Raw genomic sequence first — 22,504 nt, 5'->3', positions numbered from 1 at the left:
GTAAGGTACCGGACGCGACGTGTCAAGGGCGCGGTGGCACGCGGCCGGATCGATGCGCCGCGCTATCGTTGGGCGCCGGTGCGTCCGTGCCACGCTGCAGCGCTGCTTCGACAGTGGCTTCGATCGCGTCGAGCCCGCTCGGCGCCGGCGAGCGTCGGCGCGCCAGCGCGGCCACTCTGCGCGTGAGCATTGCATAGAGCGCCATGTGATCTTCGCCCAATGCGGCCAAGGTGTCGAGCTGGCTGCGGATTACTGAAACGTCGCCGCGCGACACGGGCCCAGCGATCGCGCCGGGCAGACCTTTGTCGCGCACCGATTGTAGGGTGCGCTCGAGCATGGGCAGCAATGCGGCCAGTGCGGCGTCCTCGTCCAACCCAATATGTTTCCAAAGTGTGACGTTTTCGTACAGCGACGCCACCGCGAAGCTTGCCGCGTAGCTCGCCGCGCCGTGATAGAGCATTCGCGCACCAGACGGGATCGACAGTGGCACGCAGTCCAGGGCGCCGACGAGCGTACGCAGCGCGGCGTTCAGCGGCGCCGGAGCTTCGATTGTGATGGAGCAGCCCGCCAGCCGGTCCACGTCGGTTGCCTGTCCGGTGAACAGATATAGCGGATGGAAACCGCCCGTCAAGACGCCCTGGGCTCTGGCCGGCTCGAGTAAGTCGACACTGGATGCGCCGCTACAGTGCACGAGCGCGCACGAGCCGGCCCGCTCAGGGGAATAGCACAGCTGGGCGGCCACCGCGCCGATCGCATCATCTGGCACCGTCACGAAGACCAGCGTCGTAGCCTCGATAACATGTTGCAGATCTGAGACGATTTGACACTGTCCTGCCCGCTCGGCAAGTTGCCTGGACGATTCTTTTGAGCGGCTCGTGACCGCGGCAATCTGGTAGCCGCGTCGGTGCCACGCTGCTGCAAGGGTTTGGGCGAGCCGTCCGGCGCCGATGAAGCCAATGCTAGGATGAAGCGGAAAAGGCATGATTCATGCTTAGGTAAAGAGGACGGGGTCCATGATAGACCAACTGTGTATTGCTTCGCGTCAAACGTCGTAGCGACGCACTTGTTGCGTCCTCTGTCGTCGGTTGCGCGTTGAATATTGCGATGCAAGGCGTTTGTCAAGGGGCGAGTCGTGTGCCGCAGGTGGCGGGCGGCGGTAGGTGAGTAGCGTCGCGGTCCGTTATCGGCCACAACTCAATCAAAAAATACCTGACCAGGAGATTTGCGCCATGAGCTTCTTTTCGTATCGGAAACACCTGCGATTCCTCAATGCGGCTCAGCGCCGCTTGTGGTGGGAGCAAAGGATGCGCTTGACACCGCGCGTGCGGATCAGCGGTCTGTACGTGCCGCCGAACGTGAGTCGCGAGTTCGCGTATGTGAAGGTGGGTTGACGGTGCGGTACCTTACTGAAGTGGCGCAGCGTAATGGTCAATGCGCTGAGCAGCTACCATAGCGCTTGTAGTCGGCCCAGCCCTGTGGCGTTTGTCAACGCTGTGATCCTGGTGCTTGCATTGTCTGTTCTTTGTCAGGTTTTCTCCGAGTTTCCAATGTCTTAGGGGAAACCCGGCCCACGCCACCGCGCTCGGACCATACTCTATGCGGGTGCGTCAAACCACTGCCACTGCCACTGCCACTGACGCCGGTCGTCCCGTTACGGAGCCGGGCTGTGCTGCCGTGATAACACAATGAATGCGACGCGGCGCCGCCACGCGGTGACGTGCGAGTCCGGCACGGTTTAGTGACTTTGTAAATAATCTTTACCGACGCACGATATCAGACCAACAAATGTTGCGCAGCGAACGCGGCGTGTCGGTCCCGCACTGTCCCCTCACGTGCTGGCCGGCGCTCGCGTCCGGTCTTCGATGACGGCGAGACTTGCGGCAAGACGAATGCGGTCCCTATCATGCGGTCCCTGTCGCGCCAGCGCCCCATTGCATTTTGCAACAATTGGGCCCGGCCGTCCGCGCGCATTTTCGGTACATTGCAAGGGTGGTGCCGTAATAGGCGGCATTGTGTTCAGGAGAGAGTAGTGAAAAAGATCATCCAGATCCTAGTCAGCGCCGTCACCCTGTTGGCAGGGGCGAGCGCCGCGCAAGCGCATATATCGATCGGCGTGGGGATCGGGATTCCCGGTCCGGTATATGCCACTCCGATCTATACGCCGCCGCCAGTCGTCTATGCGCCGCTTCCACCTTCGGTAGTCTACGCGCCTCCGCCGCCGGTGGTCTACACACCGCCGCCCGCGGTCGTTGTGGGTGGCTACGGTGGCTATTACCGGCCGTGGTATCCGCATCCTCATTGGCACGGCGGTTATTATCGGCGCTGGTAGCGGACGGCAAGCCTGAGCCGTCGTGGTGACTGCGCCGTCGTGGTGATGATAGGTTGCTGCATACACGCCCGCTGGCGCCATTGCTATCCCAGGCCGATCTCCGTCCATAGTGCATCGACGCGCCGCTTGACGGCTGCGTCCATCACGATCGGCCGGCCCCATTCCCGGGAGGTCTCGCCGGGCCACTTGTTCGTTGCGTCGATGCCCATCTTGGAGCCGAGCCCGGCCACCGGCGACGCAAAGTCAAGATAGTCGATCGGCGTATTGTCAACCAGCACCGTGTCGCGGCTCGGGTCCACGCGTGTCGTCAGGGCCCAGATTACCTCTTTCCAGTCGCGCACATTCACGTCGTCGTCCACCACGACGATGAACTTTGTATACATGAATTGCCGCAAGAAGCTCCACACGCCGAACATCACGCGCTTGGCGTGGCCGGCGTAGCTTTTCTTCATCTGCACGATGGCCATCCGGTAGCTGCATCCTTCCGGCGGCAGGTAGAAGTCGGTGATCTCCGGAAACTGCTTTTGCAGCAGCGGCACAAATACCTCGTTCAGCGCGACGCCGAGCACGGCCGGTTCGTCCGGTGGTTTGCCCGTGTACGTCGAATGGTAGATCGCGTCGCGCCGCATCGTGATGCGTTCGACGGTGAACACTGGAAACCACTCTTGCTCGTTGTAATAGCCAGTGTGATCGCCATAGGGGCCCTCCAGCGCATGTTCGTAGCGGCCGGCCGGGCCGGCCACGCGAGCGCGCGGCGACATAGGTCCCGGCTGTGCCGAGATGTCTTGCGCTTCGCCTGCATCGGGCTGGATGAACCCCTCCAGGATGATTTCCGCGCGGGCTGGCACCTGCAGATGCGCCAATCCGGGCGTCAAGCAGCGGGCCAGTTCGGTTTTGCCGCCACGCAGCAACCCGGCGAACTGATATTCGGACAATGTGTCGGGTACCGGCGTGACGGCGCCGAGAATCGTTGCCGGATCGGCGCCGAGCGCGACGGCGACCGGATAGGGCTGGCCAGGATGGGCCAGCGCAAATTCGCGAAAATCCAGTGCGCCGCCGCGATGAGCGAGCCAGCGCATGATCAGCTTGTTGCGCCCGATCACTTGTTGCCGATAGATGCCCAGGTTTTGACGCGGCTTGTTCGGACCTCGCGTGACGGTGAGGCCCCAGGTGATCAGCGGCGCCGCATCGTGCGGCCAGCAGGTTTGGACTGGCAGCCGCGCCAGGTCGACATCGTCACCTTCGATCACGATTTCCTGGCAAGGTGGTGCGCTGACCGTACGGGGCGCCATGTCCCAGACGGCTTTGGCTAGCGAAAGCAGCCGTGTCGCATCCTTCAGGCCCTTCGGCGGCTCCGGCTCCTTCAGCGACGACAATAGGTGACCGATATCGCGCAGCGACGTTAGGGCCGCGTCGTCGCCATCGGCATCAACGCCCATGCCGAGCGCGACGCGACGTGGCGTGCCAAACAGGTTGCCGAGCACGGGCATTGTATGCCCAGTCGGGTTCTCGAACAACAGCGCGGGGCCGCCCGTATTAAGCACGCGGTCGCATAGCTCGGTCATTTCGAGCACTGGCGAGATGGCAGCACGCACCCTTCGCAGTTCTCCCAATGCTTCGAGGCGGCTCGCAAAATCACGCAGGTCTTTGTATTTCATCACACTATACGGACGTCGCCGGCCGTGCCGGGCACAAGGGGTACATTTTAGCTTGTGCGCGTGCGCGACACATTGGTTGCAAACCGGACCACCTGTCGGCCAGGGCACGCGGCTTGCTTCAGACCCATTGATTGACCGTTTTCTTTATAACTAAAGGTATTGATTTTTCGGATCCTTAGTTTTGACGATCTATAAAACCCTGTTAGAATCCGACCTCGTCAGTGGCGGGACCGCCTTGTGGTCCGCCATTCTGTTTGGCGCTTCGCGTCACGCTGATCCTTCCCGCTAAGGGCGGCGCAAACTGACATCGGCCGGCCGCAATACGCCGGCTTTTTAGTGCGGGTGGCCCGCGCGGCTTGATTGACGCGCGCGCAGCGTGTGTCACGAATCCTGACGCCCCCGTCCTCGTAGATGGCGCTCGCCATCTCTTCCCGGCATCGTCCCGCGGCTAACCAACGTAGGCGACGCCTTGGCCTGTCGTGCACATCGGCTGCGACTGCGCTTGCGTGCTCGCACGGATGTCGTCGTCGCTGCAAAGCACGGCGCGACCGGCCATGAACCATGGGAGCTTGTGAAGTATGAATACTTGGTTAGGCTGGCGACCGAAGAGCGATGTCGTGCAAACGGTACGCGAACTGCTACGCCGCGGCACGCGGCTTTCTTCCACGCTGTTGAGCCTCGTCGGCGCGCTGGCGGTGCTCACGAGCCTGACGTTGTGGTGGCAGCCGGCGCTGCGCGGCACCTTGGCCGCGAAGGTGATGCCGTTGATCGTGGATGCGGTGCATAATGGCCCGGCGCGATTGCTGTCCGGCCAACCGTTGCCGCCGTTCGCGCCGCACGCCAGAATGGAAGGCGACGCCGCCCCGCTGAGGATAACGCCCTTATCCGCTACGCCCAGCGGCAAAAGGTTCCTCGCGGCGACGTTCGAGCTGGGATATGACGACCTGCCCGGTGGGGCCGGCCTGGATCCGGTTACGCTCAATGGGCTCGATCCGCGCGCACTACCGTCGGTCGGCTCGCTGGCCCGGCTCATCCCATCCGAGCGTATTGCCTCCGATGCGCGAGACGATCGCGTGCTGGTGTCGACGCATGAGCAAGCGCTGGTTGCCGCTTACCTTGCACGGCGCTATCGCGTCGCGCAGGAGCCGGTCCGCCAGTTGGTTAAGGCGGCGTTCAACACTGGCCGCGAGGTTGGGCTCGACCCGCTGCTATTGCTGGCGGTGATGGCGATCGAATCGGGATTCAACCCGTATGCGGAAAGTGGCGTCGGCGCCAAGGGCCTGATGCAGGTGATGTCTAGCATTCATTCCGACAAGTTTGATTATTTCGGGGGGCAGAAGGCTGCGCTGCAGCCGCTGGCCAACATCAAGGTCGGCGCCCTGGTGCTCAAGGACTGCATTGCCCGTGGCGGCTCTGTAGCAGGTGGCTTGCGGCGTTACGTCGGCTCGACATCGCCGAACGACGGTGGCTATGGCGCGAAGGTGCTGGCCGAGCGCGCGCGGCTGCGGGATGTCGCGCGCGGACGTAGGGTGCCGGTTAACGCACCGCAATCGCCGGCGCCAATGCTCGTATCGACGCCGCCGCAGACCAATGCATCGACGCAACGGGTGCAAGTCAAGCTGGGCACTGAGCACCCGGTGGCCACACAAAAAGCGCTTGCCGGCGCCGATACGCATGCGCAGGACGACGCCGGCGCCAGTACCGTGTCGAAACATACCGAGCAGTTGGCCGACATCGGCGCTTGATCGGTGGCAGGCGCCGCTCGGCCGGCGGGGAAGAGGCGGCGGCGCTCGCTTAAGACGCGTCAAATAGGGTGTGCAACCGTGCGATAGCCTGTTGCAGTCGCTCGTACGACGTCGCGTATGAAATTCGCAGGTAATCGTGCGGCGCATGCACGCCGAAGTCCAGGCCCGGCACCATGCTGACCTTCGCTTCTTGAAGCATCACGGATGCGAGCGCCGCGCTGTCCGACGCAGCCCGGTGCGCGATGCCGCGGCAGTTCGCATAGACGTAGAACGCGCCATCCGGCAGGACCGGTATGCCGAAACCCAATTTGCGCAACGCCGGTACCAGGAAGTCGCGCCGTCGCTTGAACTCGAGCCGCCGTTGCTCGTAGATCTCAAGTGACGCGGGCTCGAAGCATGCGAGCGCCGCGTGCTGCGCGAGCGCGGACGCGCAGATGAACAGGTTCTGCGCGAGCTTCTCGAAGGCCGGTACCCAGTGCGGCGGCACCACGAGCCAGCCCAGGCGCCAGCCCGTCATGCTGAAGTACTTCGAAAAACTGTTTACGGTCACGACATGATCGTGTGCGCCGCGCAGTGACAGTGCCGAGACGGGCGGCGCATCATAGGTCAATCCCTGATAGATTTCGTCGATGATTGCGAAACCGTCGTAGGCACGGACCGTATCGACAATGCGTTGCAGTTCGCCCGCGTCGATCGATGTGCCGGTGGGGTTCGACGGCGACGCGAGTAGCACGCCGCGTGTGTTTGCGCCCCAATGTTGCTGTACGTGCGCCGCGCTCAACTGGAAGCGTTGCGCCGCGTCGCTCGGCACTAGAACCGCCCGGCCCTCGAAGGCGGTGACGAAGTGACGGTTGCACGGATAGGTCGGATCCGGCATCAGCACCTCGTCGTCGCGATCCACGAGCGCTGCGCAAGCGAGCAACAACGCCGCAGAGGCACCGGCCGTCACGATGATGCGGGCCGGCTCGACATCGATGCCATATATACGCCGGTAATGCATTGCAATGGCTTCGCGCAACGGCGTGATACCCAGCGCCGGCGTGTACTGCGTGAGGCCTCGGCGCAGGGCCGAAGCCGCCGCTTCGACGACGGCCGGTGGCGCCGTGAAATCGGGCTCGCCGATGCTCATGTGGATCACGTCATGGCCTGCCTGCTCGAGGCGGTTGGCTTGCTTGACGAATTCCATCACATGAAATGGCGCGATCTGGTCGATGCGTGAAGCGAGCCGACCGGCCCGGGCGGTGTCGAGCGGGTTGGGCATCGAATCAGTGTCGGTCATGCAGAATTCCTAGCGGATGCGGCAGCACGCATTCAACCGCGCGTCTTGACTTCGTCGGCGCGCATGGTCACCGCAAGCTTGTCGAGGACGCCGTTCACATACTTGTAGCCGTCGGCACCGCCAAATGTCTTAGCCAACTCGACGGCCTCGTTGATCACAACCCGGTACGGGATCTCGACATGATGCTGGAATTCGTATGCCGCGATCAGCAGCACCGCCCGTTCGACTGGCGACAATTGGTCGATCGGGCGATCCAGAAATGGCATGAGCGCTTCAGTCAGCGTCGCCGACTGCTTGATTACGCCATGTAGCAGCGCATCAAAATGGTCGCGGTCCGCTTTGTCGAAGCCGGGCTGCTCACGCATGGCCGCGTCGATCTCGCCTGGCGCTGCACCCGACAGCAGCCACTGATACAACCCTTGTGTGGCCAACTCGCGCGAGCGACGGCGAGCACTTCTCGTTGTCATGCCCGATCCTCGTCTGCCGCTTCGTCTTCTTCGTCCTCGTCGTCATCTTGATCGAGTTGGTCGAGCGCGGACGATAGGTTTGCCATTTCCACCGCAACGCGTGCCGCATCGCGGCCTTTCTCGGTCATTCTCGCGATCGCCTGCTCGTCGTTTTCGGTGGTCAACACCGCGTTGGCGATCGGCACGCCAAAGTCCAGCGCAATCCGGCTGATGCCCGCGCCGCTCTCGTTGGACACCAATTCGAAGTGATAGGTCTCGCCGCGAATCACCGCGCCGAGCGCGATCAGCGCGTCGAACTGGCCGCTTTCAGCGAGCTTTTGCAGCGCGAGCGGAATCTCCAGTGCGCCGGGCACCGTGACGAGCAGCACGTCTTCGCCCGCGATGCCAAGGCGCTCGAGTTCCTCGACACAGGCGTCGACTAGCCCGTTGCAGACCGGCTCGTTGAAGCGGGATTGGACGATGCCGATACGCAATCCGTCACCATCGTGATTCGGTTGATATTGTCCGATTTCCATGAGTGTTCCGTTGATGTGTTGGGCGAGGCGGGACGCCGCCGCCGGGCCATGATCCAAAATAGGCAGATAACGCGCGCGTCGCCCTATTCGTGCGAACGCGGGCCGCTGCCCGCGAATCCGTTTGCTGCTGCCGGCATGAGTTCAAAACCGGTGACCTCGAGGCCGTACCCCGACATGCTGCCCATCCTGCGCGGATTCGACAAGACCCGCATTTTGCCGACATGCAAATCATGCAGGATCTGCGCGCCGACGCCGTACGTCTTGAAATCGACCGGACGGCGCTTGAGTGCGGCTGCCTTGTCCTGCCGCTCGAATGCCTCAAATACGTCCAGCAGCCGCTCGCCGGACTCGTGCACGTTCAGCAACACCACGACGCCGGTTTCCCGCTGGGCAATCTCGCGCAGCGCTGCATCCAATGTCCAGGAGTGTGTACTGACACCCGTTTCGATCAAGTCGAGGATCGACAGCGGCTCGTGTACCCGTACCAGGGTCTCGACCTCAGGTGAGGGTTGCCCGCGTACCAGCGCCAGGTGCGGCGCGCCGCTCGGCTTGTCGTGAAACAGTACCGCATTAAACGGTCCATGCACGGTATGCATCGTGCGCTGCGCCACGCGTTCGATGATCGATTCGGTGCGACTGCGGTACTGGATCAAGTCCGCGATCGTGCCGACCTTCAAATCGTGCTGCGCGGCGAACTCGACGAGGTCGGGCAAGCGGGCCATCGTGCCATCGTCCTTGATCACCTCGCAGATCACCGATGCCGGCGTAAGCCCGGCCAGCGCCGTCAGGTCACAACCGGCCTCGGTATGGCCGGCGCGCACCAGCACGCCACCGGGCTGCGCCATGATCGGAAACACGTGTCCAGGTTGCACGATATCCTCGGCTCGAGCGTCGCGTGCGACGGCCGCCTGGATGGTGCGTGCACGGTCGGCAGCGGAGATGCCGGTGGTCACGCCTTGCGCGGCCTCGATGCTGACCGTGAACGCCGTGCCGTATTGCGTGCCGTTGCGCTGCGTCATCAGCGGCAGATTCAATGTGCGGCAGCGCTCCTGCGTCAGCGTCAGGCAGATCAGCCCGCGGCCATAGCGAGCCATGAAGTTGATCGCTTCCGGTGTGACGAAATCAGCGGCTAGCACCAAGTCGCCCTCGTTCTCGCGATCTTCTTCGTCGACGAGGATGACCATTCTGCCGGCCTTGAGTTCGGCAATGATCTCTTGCGTGGAAGCGAGTGTCATGGTGGACGATGGTGGCGCGATAGGAAAACCACTATTTTACGTCAGCACCGCGTCAAGAGCCGATTTCTATGCCGGTTCCGTGCGGGTTCTAGGCCGCTTGTGTGTCGGTATGGGGAGCGCAGCGCTTCGCGACGGTTGATCGCGTCACCGGGTGGTGGGACGCCTGGTAGATGTTTCGCGTGTTTCTTTGGCCGCTGGTCATTCTGGCGGAAACCGAATTTGGGAGAATTGCCTCCCCGCGAGAACCGCGCGACGCTCGACCTCGACAGCCGAGTCAATCAAATTTTGTTGCTCAAGAAACAGCAGGAATGCGCGAGTAGAGACTTTGCGGCAGTTATCCGGTAGCAGGAAACTGGCGCGCGCGATCTTGTGATCTTCAAACAGAAAAATGCCGGTTTGTTCGGCAGCAAGGCCGAAACCACTCATTGCTTCCTGTATGGCAAGTTCTCCGAGATTGGCTTTTCGGACAGGCGAAGCCATATTCGCTTGCATATATCGGTGATAGAGGTTCGTCTCGAGAACCGGGATGCTGTTATTGCGCGCCCATGTAACAATCCGTGCGCTGGTCGGCGTCTCGCTGCGCGTGACCTCATGCTGCACCATATCGACCAGTGCGACCAACCAGCCTGGCTTCAGAAGCAAATGGAGTGCATCGGCATAGGCGAGCGTAATCAGGGAGCCGGCATCAGGGAGCAGGGTGACGGTCGTGTTGCTCGCCATGGACTAACTGAGCAAGGCGTTGAGGTCATCCACCATGCGGCGCGTACTCGCCTCCGGCAGGCGCGGCATTGGCAGATGTGCCTGAGCCATCAGCAGAAACAAATCCTCGTCGCTCTCGATACCGAGTGCTTGCATCGCCTGGCGGTCGTCAATGCGACCGAGCGAGAAGTCGAGCAAGGTGCGGAAATTTTGGTTGCCGCGGGCTTCGGCTGCTTCGAACGTCTCCACTAGATAGCGAAGTTCGGTGTTAAAAAGCGCATTGACGGACGTGTCCGATTTCGCCGCAAGAATTTTAGCGCGCTTGAGCAGGTCGCGGTCAACCGCGCCCGTGAAGTTAACGGTTTCAGCCATGTTACCTCCATTGAGTTATAGTCATCGTAACACATATTTATGTAAAACACATAACCAAGTGTTGCGAAGCATGGAAGGTCTTGCGGATACGCAGAAAGTGCCCGGATCCTCTTATGATCGAGGGGCGCATCGCCTATCATCAAAATCAAGCTCGGATTTTGCATCGTGACGGCGAATTTTGCCCCTTCTCGCGTGCCTGACAAAGTGATTTGGTCGTTAAGCCGTGGTCCGACCTGGTAAATTAGCGATACTATTGAGCAGGCCGGTGATTCTAACCACCGTCGCTATGGCGGCAAGTGACTTTAAACCGGCGTTTCGGCGCGTGCAGCAGAGCGGCGACTTAGATTGCGCGTTTGCCGTCGTCGCGATGATCGTCAATACTGCTTTTGAGAAGTGCGCCGCGGGGCTATTGAGCGGTTCGATTCCCTCCCACAGCCGGTTTAGGCGCGACGCCGGCAAACAATAAACTCTTGAAAAATTGGATTACTTCAATGATTTATAGCCGTCCTGAGACGCACTGAGCATCCGCTCCACATAGCGCGCAATCATATCGACTTCGAGATTGACCGCGTCGCCAACGCGCAGGTATCGCAGCGTGGTCATTTGTATCGTGTGCGGGATCACGTTAATCGAGAATTTGCACCCATCGTCCAGGTCTTGCACGGCATTGACTGTTAGGCTGACACCATTGACCGTGATCGACCCCTTGTGCGCAAAGTACTTCGCAAGCGACGATGGCGCGATGATGCACAATTCGTGCGATTCGCCTACCGGATCGAAGCGGCTGACCTGGCCAAGCCCATCGACATGTCCGCTGACCAGGTGGCCGCCCAGGCGTTCATGCGCATGCAGCGCTTTTTCGAGGTTCACTTCGCCGGGTTGTGCGAGCCCGGCGGTGCAGTTCAGCGTTTCCCGTGACACATCGACTTCGAACTGCGTCGATGTCTTGTCCACGACCGTCAAGCATGCGCCTTGCACTGCGATGCTGTCGCCCAACCCGACATCGGACAGATCGAGCGTGCCGGCGGCGATCGACAGGCGCACGCCGTCCTCGATGGACGTGCCCAGCGGAGTGACCAATTCAATGCGGCCGATCGCCGCGACGATGCCTGTGAACATACGAGAGAATCCCTTCATTGTGAGCGCGGATCGCCCGTTTGCGGTGCGTTGTCAGATTCGGCCGACACAAGCCTGGCGAGGACCCGTAGATCGTCGCCGATCCGCTCGATCGAATGATATCGGAGCCGCACCCGCCGATCGAGCGCCGGCGGCGGCTCGAGGTTGAACATGCCGGTCGCGTTGCCGAGCAGGGCCGGAGCGATGTAAAGCAGCAGCTCGTCGACGCAGCCTTCGCGCAACAATGAGCCGTTGAGCTTGTAGCCCGCTTCGACATGCAATTCGTTGACGCCACGTGCAGCGAGCAGCCGTAGCGCAGCCGGCAGGTCAACCTTGCCGGACCGGTTCGGCAACGCAATCACTTCGGCGCCGGCCGCGCGCAACGCATGCGCACGCGGGGCGAATTCTCCGTCGTCGCGCGCGCAGATGACCAGCGGTGGCGCGCCGGCTAAAATCCTTGCATTCAGTGGCACGTCCAGACGGCTGTCCACCAGCACGCGCAGCGGTTGGCGAGGCGTGGGCACCGCGCGCACGGTCATCTGCGGATCGTCTTCGCGTACCGTGCCGATGCCGGTGAGGGTCGCGCACGCGCGGGCGCGCCATGTGTGTCCGTCCGTGCGCGCGGCGTTCGACGTGATCCACTGGCTTTGACCGTTCGGCAACGCGGTGCGACCGTCTAACGTCGCGGCGAGCTTGAGTCGCACCCACGGAACGCCACGCGTCATGCGTGACACGAAGCCGATGTTTAACTCTTGCGCCTCGTGCGCAAGCAGTCCGCAGCGCACGTCTATGCCCGCATCGCGCAGGATGGCCAGGCCACGGCCGCTGACCTGCGGGTTCGGATCCTCCATCGCGACGATTATCCGCGCCATGCCGGCTTCGACCAGCGTGTTCGCGCAAGGTGGCGTGCGACCGAAATGGCTGCAAGGCTCTAGCGTCACATAGGCAGTGGCGCCGGCGGGAGTGTAGCCGCGCGAGCGGGCGTCTTTCAGCGCGCGGATTTCCGCGTGGTCCTGTCCGGCCGGCTGCGTGAAGCCTTCGCCAATGACTTCACCGTCCTTGACGAGCACGCATCCCACGCGCGGGTTCGGCGACGTCGTGTATAACCCGCGCTCGGCGAGCACGAGCGCGCGTTGCATCTGCAGGCGATCAAAGTCTGAGAACATGGCAGGGGCCGGTGCTCAGCGTTGCAGCGCAGCGAACACGGTGCGGGCGATTGACAGCGTTTCGTCGATGACTGCGTCGTCGTGCGTGATCGACACGAAGCCAGCCTCGTACGCCGATGGGGCGAAATGCACGCCGGCATCGAGCATTGCGTGGAAGAACGCGTTGAAGCGGGGCACGTCGCAACGCATCACCTCGGCAAAGCTGTGCGGCACTTGCGAGGCGAAATACAGGCCGAACATGCCGCCCAGCGAGTCCGCGCTGAACGGCACGCCTGCGTCGCGCGCGGCGGCCTGCAGCCCACCGGCGAGCCGCGCGCTTTGCTGGGACAGGCGGTCATAAAAGCCGGGCGCCTGAATCTGGCGCAGCGTTTCGAGGCCGGCGGCGACCGCAAGTGGGTTGCCTGACAGGGTGCCGGCCTGGTAGACGCCGCCCAGCGGCGCCAGGTGCGCCATGATGTCGCGCCGGCCACCGAACGCAGCAATCGGCATCCCGCCGCCGATCACCTTGCCCAGGCAGGTCAGGTCCGGCACGATATTGAACAGCTGCTGCGCACCGCCGAGCGCGACGCGAAAACCGCACATGACCTCGTCAAAGATCAGCACGCTGCCGTACTCGGTGCACTGCTTGCGCAACGCGGCGAGGAATTCGGCCGACGCCCGCACGAGATTCATGTTGCCCGCGACCGGCTCGACAATGACCGCTGCGATCTGCGTGCCGAATGCGCTGAATGCTTCGTTCAACTGTTCAACGTTGTTGTACTCAAGCACGGTGGTGTGATGCGCGATGTCGGGCGGCACACCGGCCGAGGTGGGGTTGCCAAACGTCAGCAGTCCGGACCCGGCCTTCACGAGCAGGCTGTCGGCATGGCCGTGATAGCAACCTTCGAACTTGACAATGCGGCTGCGCCCGGTAAACCCGCGGGCGAGTCGCAACGCGCTCATCGTGGCCTCGGTGCCGCTCGAGACCATGCGGATCTGCTCGATTGATGGCATTAGGCGGCAGATCTCCTCGGCGATTTCGACCTCCGCCTCAGTCGGCGCGCCGAATGAGAAGCCCGAGGCGAGCGCGCGCTGTACCGCGGCCAGTACGCCTGGATTCAGATGTCCAAGGATCATCGGGCCCCACGAACCGATGTAGTCGATGTAGCGTTGCCCGTCTGCGTCCCATAAATAGGGGCCGTGCGCGCGTGCGATAAAGCGCGGCGTGCCGCCGACCGAGCGGAAAGCGCGCACCGGCGAGTTGACGCCGCCCGGAATCATGCGTTGGGCCCGTTCGAAAAGAAGTTGGCTCTTGGACATCGGATCCATCCCGCGTTGCAGCAATGACATCCGTGCATTGTACCGGAGCGGCGCGCGCGGCGCCGTCGCGTACAATGAGGTCCTTAATTGATGAAAGGCCGTGTGCGCGGCCTCCCGCAGTCTCTCCATGCCCGATTCCCCGACTGCTCGCCGCTGGCCCGATTGGCGCTTGATTCTCTTGCTTGGCGGGCTCGCCGCGTGTGGCCCGATCTCGATCGACATGTACTTGCCGAGCCTGCCGTCGCTGGCAGTGGCGTTCGACATCAGTGCGTCGGCCGCACAAGTGACGCTGACCAGCTTCATGTTCGGCTTCTCGATTGGCATGCTACTGTATGGCCCATTGTCCGACGCCTATGGTAGGCGCCCGATCTTGATCGGCGGTATCGTGCTGTATGGACTGGCCAGCATTGCCTGTGCGCTAGCGCCGTCGATCGGCTGGCTGATCGCAGTACGCTTCCTGCAGGCGCTGGGCGCCGGCGCTGCGTCGGTGCTCGCGCGCGCGATTGCGCGAGATGCGCATGGCCCCACCGATGCGGCCCGCGTGCTGTCGATGCTGGCCATCGTTACGTCAATCGGGCCGTTGCTCGCGCCGCTGGTGGGCGGGCAGTTGCTACTGCTCGGCGGCTGGCGCGCGGTGTTTGTGTCGCTGGCGCTGTTCGGCGCAGCCTGCGCCATCACGGCGGTGCGCAAGATTCCGGAAACGTGGCCGTCGCACAAGCGGCATGAGAACGCGCTCAGCGCGTCATTCGCCGTGTACGGGCGCTTGCTGACCGACCCGGTGGCATGGGGCCACATGCTCTGCGGTGGCATGGCGTTCGCCGGCATGTTCGCGTACATCACGGCCACGCCGTTCGTCTACATCGATTACTTCCATGTGTCGGCGCAGGCCTATGGGTTGTTTTTTGCGCTGAACATCGTCGGCATCATGGCGGGAAATGTCCTCAATGTACGGCTGGTCGGCGCACTCGGCGCGCTGCGCATGATCTCGGCCTCGTCGCTGGTGTGCTTGCTCGCCTCGCTCGGAGTGTTCATGGCCTGCACCACCGGCTGGGGCGGCCTGCGCTCGATCGTCGCGACGCTATTTTTTGTGGTTAGCGTGGTCGGTGTGCTAGGCGCGAACTGCACAACTGATCTGATGCACCGTTATCCACGCAACGCCGGTGCAGCGGCGGCGGTGTTCGGCGCGATGCAACTGGCGCTCGGCGCGTTGTCGAGCCTAGCGGTCGGTGCGTTGCAGGATGGCTCGCCACGCGCCATGGGGATCGTGATCGGCGTCTGCGGCGTGTTGACCTATGTCGGATATCAGCTTGTGGCCCGCTCGCACCGGTTACCGGCGATGGGTTGAGTGCCGGCTAGCGGTCGCGTGCCGACCAGCGGCGCGGCAGCGGGAGCGCAGAGCACAGGGGCGCAGCGGCGAAAGGGGCCGGCGACAGCGCGGCCAGGCGGGTTTTAGTCAGCTGTATCGCTCATCGGGCGCTTGGCCCAACGCGACGCATCGCCACCACTGTCAGGGGGGGCATCGCCGGGCAGCGTCTCGATCAACGTGTCCAGCAGGCGGTAGGCCTCGGCGAGTGTCTGCACGCCGATCTTGTTCTCCAATGACCGGTATTGTTCGTCAACCAGCGGGCTAATCCGCTTGACGAGGGCCTGGCTTTGCGGCGTTAGGCTCACGATCACTTTGCGCTGGTCGGACGCGACGCGCGAACGACGGATCAGTCCGTCCCGATCCATCCGTTCAAGCACCCCGGTCAGGCTCGGACTGAGAATGCAGCAAATTTTCGCGAGCTGTCCAGCTTCCATTTCCTGACGCGGATGGTCGTTCAGCGCGCGTATGATTCGCCACTGTTGCTCGGTCAGCGAGAATTGCTTGAGCATCGGGCGGAACATGCTCATGACGCTTTCGCGGGCCTGGAGTAGGAGCATCGCAAGGTTGCGATGGTCGAATTCACCGGTCATCGTCGTGTGGAGTCAGGCGTGTAGCGAAGCGGCTTATTATACGTTCCACGATGCGGTGCTCACGCGCGGTGTCTGATCTTGCCGACAATCATGCCGATCGGGATAACAGCAATGCAGCTGACGCATCACCGGGCGCCGCGCGGCGCAGCAATGCGGGCAGGTGATGCTTATTTGTGTGGGATGACAAAACAATGGTCGTGCGCCAGCCGTCATGCAATGCGCTGCTCGGTCTTTGAGTCGAACAACACCGCCTTGGAGAGGTTGAACAGTAGCGACATGGACTGCTGCGGCCGCGGATCGGAGGCCGGATGCACGCGGGACACCACCCGCTTGCCGTTGACCGGCGAGAAGACCAGCAGACGATCGTCGTGCCCAGGCGCTGGTGCATCACACCGGTGCATCAGCTTGATCTCCGAGCGCTTCTCGATGTGCAACTTCGCATCGAGGTTGGACAGCAGTTCGTCAAATAGGAAGGTGAATTGTGTGCGCACAATGTCCTTTAACATGACGGTGTGCCTGCGCGGCGACTGCTACGCTTCGTGACAAACGGTGTCGAGTGACCATTCGCTTGCTCCTGTCTGACCGCCAGATCGCACGGCAACGGATTGATATAACGAAGTTTTCGTTGAACTAAATGTACCGTTTGCTCGAAATTGTAGCTAAACTACAATTTATCGTCGAAAATATTTTTATCGGGCTACGGCCGATTGCGCGCCTGGCGCGACGGCCTACCCGAGCCAAATTTCCAACGTCACCGTCAACACACAATGCAAGTTGATCCAGGCTTTACGTTCGTCCTTTTCGGCGGCACCGGCGATTTGTCGATGCGCAAGATCTTGCCGGCGTTGTACCAGGCGCACCGCGGCGGCATGCTGCTTGCGGCAGGCAGAATCGTTGCGGTCGCGCGTGGCATCGGCGACCGCAACGCGTACGTGCAATGGATGCACACGCATGTGCGCCAGCACGTGAAGCCGGCCGGCGACGATGCTTCGTGGAACAGCTTTCTCGAGCGAATACTATTCGTGCAGATCGATCTCGGACAGCCGGAGGATTATGCGTTGCTACGCGATGCGATTTCGCCGCTGCCTGGCATTCGGGTGTTCTACTTGGCTACCGGGCCGTCGCTATTCGTGTCGATCTGCCGTGCACTGGCGACTGTGGGCTTGAGCGATGGCGCGCGCATCGTGCTGGAGAAGCCGCTTGGCTATGACCTGGAGTCGTCCAACGCGATCAATGACGCGGTCGGCGAGATCTTCGCGGAAGGCCAGATCTACCGGATCGATCACTACCTGGGCAAGGAGCCTGTTCAGAACCTGCTCGCGCTGCGTTTCGGCAACGCACTGTTCGAGCCGCTGTGGCGCCGAGAGTGGGTCGAGAGCATCCAAATCACAATCGCCGAAGAATTGGGCGTCGAGGGACGGGGCGACTTCTACGACAATACCGGCGCGTTGCGCGACATGGTGCAGAACCACCTGTTGCAGCTGCTGTCGATCGTGGCGATGGAGCCGCCTCACTCGATGGGGGCCGACGCGGTGCGCGATGAAAAACTGCGCGTGCTGCGCGCGCTCAAGCCCGTCGAGCCCCGCGACATCAGTCGCGTTGCGGTACGCGGCCAGTATCAGGCGGGCGTGGTCAAGGGTGCCGCGGTGCCGGCTTATGTGACCGAGCATGGCGTGAGCGCATCAAGCACGACCGAGACCTTCGTCGCGTTGAAGGTCGAAATCGAGAACTGGCGCTGGGCCGGCGTGCCGTTTTTCCTGCGCACCGGCAAGCGGCTTGCCGAGCGCGTTGCGGAAATCGTCGTCAACTTCCGCGCAGTCCCGCACTCGGCGCTCGGTCCAACGGCGCTGCGCAATGGCGCCAATCGTCTGGTGATCCGGCTGCAACCCAACGAATCGATCCGGTTATATTGCCAGGCCAAGCAGCCCGGTGAGGGGATGAATTTGCAAAGCGTGCATTTGGATCTGGCGTTCGACCAGTTCTTCAAGGAAGATCGCATGGAAGCCTACCAGCGCCTGTTGTTGGACGTGATCAACGGCCGGCTGGCGTTGTTCGTGCATCGGGACGAGCAGGAGGCGGCATGGAAGTGGGTCGAGCCGATCTTGGAAGAATGGGCTCGTCCCGGCACGTCGCCCAAGCCGTATGCGGCGGGGACGTGGGGACCGGCTGCAGCGAGCGCGATGCTCGCCCAGCATGGTACATACTGGCTCGAAGAAGAGAACTAGCAGGCACGCCACGCTTGTTTGAATCGCAGGGACCGGCCCGCCCGCAATGTCGGTGGGCGGTCGAAGGGAGTACGGAGGAGAAGTGATCGAGCTTCACGCTTTTGACGATGCGCGCGCCCAGCAGGACGCGCTGTCGCAGGCGGTCGGCGATGCGTTGCAGTCGTCGCTGGCCGCGCGTATCGGCGCGGCTCGTGCCACGCTCGCGGTGTCGGGCGGCACGAGCCCACGGCCGTTCTTGCACGCTTTGTCGCGGCGCGCGCTCGACTGGACGCGCATCGACGTCACCCTGGTCGACGATCGTTGGGTCCCGCCAATGCATGCCGACAGCAACGCGCGACTCGTGCGCGACACGTTGCTGCAGCACGCGGCGCGCGAAGCAGTGTTCCAGCCGCTGGTAGACGTCGACCAGGCGCCTGCCGCCCACGTCGCGGCACTGAACGCGGATGCCTCGCGCGCGCTGCCCGACGTGGCCGTGCTCGGCATGGGCGAGGATGGCCACACGGCGTCGATCTTCGCCGATGCGCCACAGTGGGATCTGGCTACACGGACCCACGAGCGCTATGTACTGGTCCAGCCGCGGCAGGCGCCGCATCTGCGGGTCAGCTTGTCGCTGTCGGCACTCAGGCAAATCGGCCGGCTGTTTCTGTTGGTCTCCGGGCAGCGCAAGCTGGACGTGCTGCGCGCCGCGATCGAGCATCCACAACACAACGCCATCTCCAAGCTGGCCAACGATACGGGAGTCAACGTCGATGCCTACTGGTGCGCCTAAGGCAGTGCTCGCGCGTGAGAGTCCACATCCGGATGGCCCGCGGCTGCTTGCCGACGTAGGCGGCACCAATGCGCGCTTCGCACTGGAATTCGGACCGGGGCAGATTGACGATATTCGTGTATACCCTTGCGCGGATTATCCGGGCATCGCCGCTGCGATCCGCAAGTTCCTGAAGGACAGTAAGATCGGTCGCGTGAACCACGCGGCCATTGCGATCGCTAATCCCGTCGATGGCGATCAGGTGCAGATGACCAACCGCAACTGGAGTTTTTCGATCGAGGCCACGCGTCGCGCATTAGGCTTTGATACGCTGTTGGTGGTCAACGACTTTACCGCGTTGGCGATGGCGCTGCCGGGTCTATCCGATGCACAACGCGCGCAGATTGGCGGCGGCGTACGCCGGCACAACAGTGTGATCGGGCTGCTCGGGCCGGGCACGGGTTTGGGCGTGTCAGGCTTGATTCCCGCAAACGACCGCTGGATCGCGCTGGGCAGTGAGGGCGGACATGCCACCTTCTCGCCGCAGGACGAGCGCGAGGATCGGGTGTTGCATTATGCGCGCAAGAAGTGGTCGCATGTGTCGTTCGAGCGAGTTTGCGCAGGACCGGGGCTGGCACTGATCTACCGCGCGCTTGCCGCATGCGAGAACAAACGGTTTGGCCCGCAACTCGAGCCGGCTGACGTGGTGCGGCGCGCGCAGGCGGCCGAGCCGCTCGCGCTGGAGGCAGTGGAGTGCTTCTGCACAGTGCTTGGCACATTTGCCGGCAATCTCGCAGTCACACTCGGCGCGCTGGGTGGCATTTATATCGGCGGCGGTGTCATCCCACATCTGGGTGAGTTGTTTTCGACTTCGCCGTTTCGTGCACGGTTCGAGGCGAAGGGCCGTTTCCAGGCGTACCTGGCGAACATCCCGACCTTCGTGATCACCGCGCAATATCCGGCCTTCCTCGGCGTGTCTGCGATCCTGGCCGAGCAACTCGGGCATCGTGCCGGCGGCGGATCAGCCGTGTTCGAGCGCATCCGGCAGATGCGCGACGTGCTCACGCCGGCCGAGCGGCGCGTAGCTGACTTGGCGTTGGACCACCCGCGCTCGATCGTCAACGATCCGATCATCGACATCGCGCGCAAGGCCGATGTGAGCCAGCCGACCGTGATCCGCTTCTGTCGCTCGTTTGGCTGCCAGGGACTGTCCGACTTCAAGCTGAAGCTGGCCACTGGCCTGACTGGCACGAACTCGGTTAGCCACAGCCAGGTCCACCTGGGCGACTCGGCGACCGACTTTGGCGTGAAGGTGCTCGACAACACCGTGTCGGCGATCCTGCAGCTGCGCGAGCATATGAACTTCGACAACATCGAGCGCGCGATCGACATGCTGCACAGCGCGCGGCGCATCGAATTCTACGGCCTGGGCAATTCGAACATCGTCGCTCAGGATGCGCACTACAAGTTTTTCCGCTTTGGCATCCCGACCATTGCATACGGCGACCTGTACATGCAGGCCGCGTCTGCCGCGTTGCTGGGCAAGGGCGATGTGATCGTCGCCGTCTCTAAGTCCGGCAAGGCGCCGGAGTTGCTGCGCGTGCTGGAGGTGGCGATGCAGGGTGGCGCGCAAGTCATTGCGATCACGTCGAGCAACACGCCGTTGGCCAAGCGTGCGAGCGTCGTGCTGGAAACGGACCCTATCGAGATCCGCGACTCGCAGGTGTCGATGATCTCGCGCGTGTTGCACCTGCTGGTGATCGACGTCTTGGCGGTCGGCGTCGCGATCCGGCGCGCGTTACCTGACGTGGGCATGCAGCAGGTGGTCGAGGCGGTGCGCGGGCATACCGACGAAGACGCCGCGGCGGTGCTGGACTGGCTCAGTCACGGCGCGGCATTGGAGCGGCGTGATACGCAATAAAAACGGTGCGGTCCATACGAATCAGCACCGATACGCGCCTCTGGCCGCCGCGAGAAACCCTAGTGCCGTTCCGCGTTCGCCACGCCGGCGTGGCGGCGGCCCCATCTGTCGTTGTCGTGCCAGCCGGTCAGAACACGTGCTGAATGCCCGCGTAGACGCCGGCCCAACCGCGGAGCGTTGTTGGTCACCGCGCTTGCAGATCGATTGACACCCAACCGGTTGCTGGGGACGAGCCAACCGATGGCTACTTCAGGCTGCCGGACAGGAATTGCTTGAGCCGCTCGCTCTTTGTGCGGCCGAATACCTCATCCGGCGGCCCTTGTTCCTCGACGCGGCCTTGATGCAGGAACATCACATGGCTTGACACGTTGCGCGCAAACGCCATTTCATGCGTTACGACGATCATCGTGCGGCCTTCTTCGGCTAGCGTTTGCATCACCTTCAGCACTTCGCCGACCAACTCAGGGTCCAACGCCGAGGTCGGCTCGTCAAACAGCATCACATCCGGGTGCATTGCCAGCGCGCGGGCGATGGCCACTCGCTGCTGCTGCCCACCGGACAGGTGCGACGGGTATTTCTTCTCGACCGATGCGCCGAGTCCAACCTTGTCCAGGTACTCGCGCGCCCGCTCCTGCGCCTGCGCGCGCGACAGGCCCAACACGTGCACGGGTGCCTCGGTGAGGTTTTCCAGTACCGTCATGTGTGACCACAGGTTGAAGTGCTGGAATACCATCGCCAGCTGGGTGCGCACGCGCTGCAACTGCTTGGCGTCGGCGACTTTCAGGTTGCCGGCGCGATCCGGTGCGGTCTTGACCTCGATGCCGTCCACATAGATCCGGCCCGCATTGGGCTGCTCCAGAAAGTTCACGCATCGCAGGAACGTGCTTTTGCCGGAGCCCGACGAACCGATGATGCTGATCACATCGCCGGCCTTGGCCTCGAGCGAAATACCTTTGAGTACCTCCTGGCTGCCATAGCGTTTGTGCAGATCATCAACGAACAACTTAGACATGGGCGAATTCATCGCGTGTTGAGCCTTTCACGGATTGAACTTATTGACCTTGCGGTCGTAGGTAGGCCAGCCAGCGCTGCTCGGCGCGCCGAAATAGACCCACCAGTGTGAACGAAATGCCCAAATAGAGCAGCGCGGCAATGCCGAACGCCTCGAACGATTGATACGTGGCCGAGTTGACGTCGCGTGCGATCTTCAAGATGTCCGGCACCGTCGCGGTGAAGGCGACCGTGGTGGCGTGCAGCATCAGGATCACTTCGTTGCTGTAGTACGGCAGCGCCCGGCGCAGCGCCGAGGGCAGGATCACGCGCCGGTAGAGCGCGAAGCCGGACATGCCGTACGCGCGCGCGGCCTCCATCTCACCGTACGGCGTTGCGCGGATCGCGCCGGCGAAAATCTCGGTGGTATAAGCACAAGTGTTCAGCGTGAACGCCAGCAGGGTGCAGTACATTCCCTGCCGGAAGAACGCATTGAGCAAGTCGTGCGAACGCACAAGCTCCAGACTGTAGATGCCGGTGTAGCACAGCAGCAACTGCACGTAGAGCGGGGTGCCGCGGAATATATAAGTATACAGCCAGACCGGGACGCTGATCCACCTGTGTCGAGATACGCGCGCGACCGCAAGCGGAATCGACAGGCAGAAACCGATGCCAATCGACACGACCAGCAGCCACAATGTGATGGCCACGCCGGTGATATTGTAGCCATCGGTGAACAGATAGGCTTTCCAGTAGGTATGTAGCAGTTCGATCATTGTCGCGA

General features: G+C 62.5%; 21 protein-coding genes and 1 pseudogene. 7 read left to right on the top strand and 15 right to left on the bottom strand.

The annotated features are described in order from the left end of the window. Positions 1 to 22: 22 nt before the first annotated feature. Positions 23 to 982, bottom strand: a complete 960-nt coding sequence (locus B0B13_RS09800; RefSeq protein WP_076796058.1) for a Rossmann-like and DUF2520 domain-containing protein — start codon at positions 980 to 982, stop codon at positions 23 to 25. A 247-nt stretch (positions 983 to 1,229) separates the two neighbouring features. On the opposite strand from B0B13_RS09800, the gene B0B13_RS18440 reads away from it, so the two are divergent. After that, positions 1,230 to 1,391, top strand: coding sequence for a hypothetical protein (locus B0B13_RS18440; RefSeq protein ID WP_170872422.1), 162 nt, complete (start codon positions 1,230 to 1,232; stop codon positions 1,389 to 1,391). A gap of 638 nt (positions 1,392 to 2,029) precedes the next feature. Next, positions 2,030 to 2,329 carry a hypothetical protein gene (locus B0B13_RS09790; RefSeq protein WP_076796054.1) on the top strand — a complete coding sequence of 100 codons (300 nt, stop codon included), beginning with the start codon at positions 2,030 to 2,032 and terminating at the stop codon, positions 2,327 to 2,329. A gap of 83 nt (positions 2,330 to 2,412) precedes the next feature. Here the strand turns inward: B0B13_RS09790 and B0B13_RS09785 are convergent, their stop codons facing one another. Next, positions 2,413 to 3,987, bottom strand: coding sequence for a UbiD family decarboxylase (locus tag B0B13_RS09785; protein ID WP_076796050.1), 1,575 nt, complete (start codon positions 3,985 to 3,987; stop codon positions 2,413 to 2,415). 578 nt (positions 3,988 to 4,565) lie between these two features. Between B0B13_RS09785 and B0B13_RS09780 the strand changes: the two genes are divergently transcribed. Next, complete coding sequence (locus B0B13_RS09780; protein WP_076796048.1) at positions 4,566 to 5,732, top strand: lytic transglycosylase domain-containing protein; 1,167 nt, start codon at positions 4,566 to 4,568, stop codon at positions 5,730 to 5,732. A gap of 49 nt (positions 5,733 to 5,781) precedes the next feature. On the opposite strand, the gene B0B13_RS09775 is transcribed toward B0B13_RS09780, so the two are convergent. The 9 genes from B0B13_RS09775 to hemL all read right to left on the bottom strand — a co-directional run bounded on the left by B0B13_RS09775 (position 5,782) and on the right by hemL (position 13,880). After that, positions 5,782 to 7,011, bottom strand: coding sequence for a pyridoxal phosphate-dependent aminotransferase (locus B0B13_RS09775; protein WP_170872421.1), 1,230 nt, complete (start codon positions 7,009 to 7,011; stop codon positions 5,782 to 5,784). Positions 7,012 to 7,043: 32 nt separating this feature from the next. Then, complete coding sequence (gene nusB / locus B0B13_RS09770) at positions 7,044 to 7,478, bottom strand: transcription antitermination factor NusB (RefSeq protein WP_076786223.1); 435 nt, start codon at positions 7,476 to 7,478, stop codon at positions 7,044 to 7,046. Beyond that, the gene (gene ribH, locus B0B13_RS09765) at positions 7,475 to 7,993 is read right to left on the bottom strand and encodes a 6,7-dimethyl-8-ribityllumazine synthase (RefSeq protein ID WP_076786224.1); all 519 of its coding nucleotides are present in this window, start codon (positions 7,991 to 7,993) and stop codon (positions 7,475 to 7,477) included. Before ribH ends, nusB begins: the two co-directional genes overlap by 4 nt. An 83-nt stretch (positions 7,994 to 8,076) precedes the next feature. Then, positions 8,077 to 9,228 carry a bifunctional 3,4-dihydroxy-2-butanone-4-phosphate synthase/GTP cyclohydrolase II gene (gene ribBA, locus B0B13_RS09760; RefSeq protein ID WP_076796046.1) on the bottom strand — a complete coding sequence of 384 codons (1,152 nt, stop codon included), beginning with the start codon at positions 9,226 to 9,228 and terminating at the stop codon, positions 8,077 to 8,079. A gap of 198 nt (positions 9,229 to 9,426) precedes the next feature. Further along, positions 9,427 to 9,948: a hypothetical protein gene (locus B0B13_RS09755; protein WP_076796043.1), complete on the bottom strand. Its 522-nt coding sequence runs from the start codon at positions 9,946 to 9,948 to the stop codon at positions 9,427 to 9,429. A gap of 3 nt (positions 9,949 to 9,951) precedes the next feature. Continuing rightward, on the bottom strand, positions 9,952 to 10,299 hold the full coding sequence (locus B0B13_RS09750) for a hypothetical protein (RefSeq protein ID WP_076796041.1): 348 nt from the start codon (positions 10,297 to 10,299) through the stop codon (positions 9,952 to 9,954). A 483-nt stretch (positions 10,300 to 10,782) separates the two neighbouring features. Continuing rightward, positions 10,783 to 11,418 (bottom strand): riboflavin synthase, encoded by a 636-nt coding sequence (locus B0B13_RS09740; RefSeq protein ID WP_076796038.1) that lies wholly within the window; start codon positions 11,416 to 11,418, stop codon positions 10,783 to 10,785. A 14-nt stretch (positions 11,419 to 11,432) separates the two neighbouring features. Beyond that, positions 11,433 to 12,581 (bottom strand): bifunctional diaminohydroxyphosphoribosylaminopyrimidine deaminase/5-amino-6-(5-phosphoribosylamino)uracil reductase RibD, encoded by a 1,149-nt coding sequence (gene ribD, locus B0B13_RS09735; protein ID WP_076786230.1) that lies wholly within the window; start codon positions 12,579 to 12,581, stop codon positions 11,433 to 11,435. A 15-nt stretch (positions 12,582 to 12,596) separates the two neighbouring features. Then, positions 12,597 to 13,880 carry a glutamate-1-semialdehyde 2,1-aminomutase gene (hemL, locus tag B0B13_RS09730; protein WP_076787737.1) on the bottom strand — a complete coding sequence of 428 codons (1,284 nt, stop codon included), beginning with the start codon at positions 13,878 to 13,880 and terminating at the stop codon, positions 12,597 to 12,599. Between the two features lie 127 nt (positions 13,881 to 14,007). Between hemL and B0B13_RS09725 the strand changes: the two genes are divergently transcribed. Next, entirely contained in the window at positions 14,008 to 15,225 is a 1,218-nt protein-coding gene (locus tag B0B13_RS09725) for a Bcr/CflA family multidrug efflux MFS transporter (RefSeq protein WP_076796035.1), read from the top strand. 104 nt (positions 15,226 to 15,329) lie between these two features. On the opposite strand, the gene hpaR is transcribed toward B0B13_RS09725, so the two are convergent. Together hpaR and B0B13_RS17960 are read right to left on the bottom strand one after the other, a co-directional pair. Beyond that, complete coding sequence (hpaR, locus tag B0B13_RS09720; RefSeq protein WP_076786232.1) at positions 15,330 to 15,836, bottom strand: homoprotocatechuate degradation operon regulator HpaR; 507 nt, start codon at positions 15,834 to 15,836, stop codon at positions 15,330 to 15,332. A gap of 209 nt (positions 15,837 to 16,045) precedes the next feature. Continuing rightward, positions 16,046 to 16,192: pseudogene (locus tag B0B13_RS17960) on the bottom strand (sugar ABC transporter ATP-binding protein); the annotation flags it as partial. A gap of 411 nt (positions 16,193 to 16,603) precedes the next feature. On the opposite strand from B0B13_RS17960, the gene zwf reads away from it, so the two are divergent. The 3 genes from zwf (at position 16,604) to B0B13_RS09700 (ending at position 20,730) form a co-directional block, all read left to right on the top strand. Next, on the top strand, positions 16,604 to 18,061 hold the full coding sequence (gene zwf, locus B0B13_RS09710; RefSeq protein ID WP_076796029.1) for a glucose-6-phosphate dehydrogenase: 1,458 nt from the start codon (positions 16,604 to 16,606) through the stop codon (positions 18,059 to 18,061). Between the two features lie 82 nt (positions 18,062 to 18,143). Beyond that, a complete protein-coding gene (gene pgl / locus B0B13_RS09705) occupies positions 18,144 to 18,830 on the top strand; it encodes a 6-phosphogluconolactonase (protein WP_076786235.1) in 687 nt (228 codons plus the stop codon). Continuing rightward, positions 18,811 to 20,730: a bifunctional transcriptional regulator/glucokinase gene (locus B0B13_RS09700; RefSeq protein ID WP_076796027.1), complete on the top strand. Its 1,920-nt coding sequence runs from the start codon at positions 18,811 to 18,813 to the stop codon at positions 20,728 to 20,730. Before pgl ends, B0B13_RS09700 begins: the two co-directional genes overlap by 20 nt. A 244-nt stretch (positions 20,731 to 20,974) precedes the next feature. On the opposite strand, the gene B0B13_RS09695 is transcribed toward B0B13_RS09700, so the two are convergent. Together B0B13_RS09695 and B0B13_RS09690 are read right to left on the bottom strand one after the other, a co-directional pair. After that, positions 20,975 to 21,754, bottom strand: coding sequence for an ABC transporter ATP-binding protein (locus B0B13_RS09695; protein WP_076786237.1), 780 nt, complete (start codon positions 21,752 to 21,754; stop codon positions 20,975 to 20,977). 28 nt (positions 21,755 to 21,782) lie between these two features. Beyond that, positions 21,783 to 22,496 carry an ABC transporter permease gene (locus B0B13_RS09690; protein ID WP_076796024.1) on the bottom strand — a complete coding sequence of 238 codons (714 nt, stop codon included), beginning with the start codon at positions 22,494 to 22,496 and terminating at the stop codon, positions 21,783 to 21,785. Between the last annotated feature and the right edge of the window lie 8 nt (positions 22,497 to 22,504).

This window comes from Burkholderia sp. b14 (genome assembly GCF_900156195.1).
Classification (GTDB): Bacteria; Pseudomonadota; Gammaproteobacteria; order Burkholderiales; family Burkholderiaceae; genus Mycetohabitans.
This window is presented reverse-complemented; position numbering and strand designations above follow the sequence as displayed.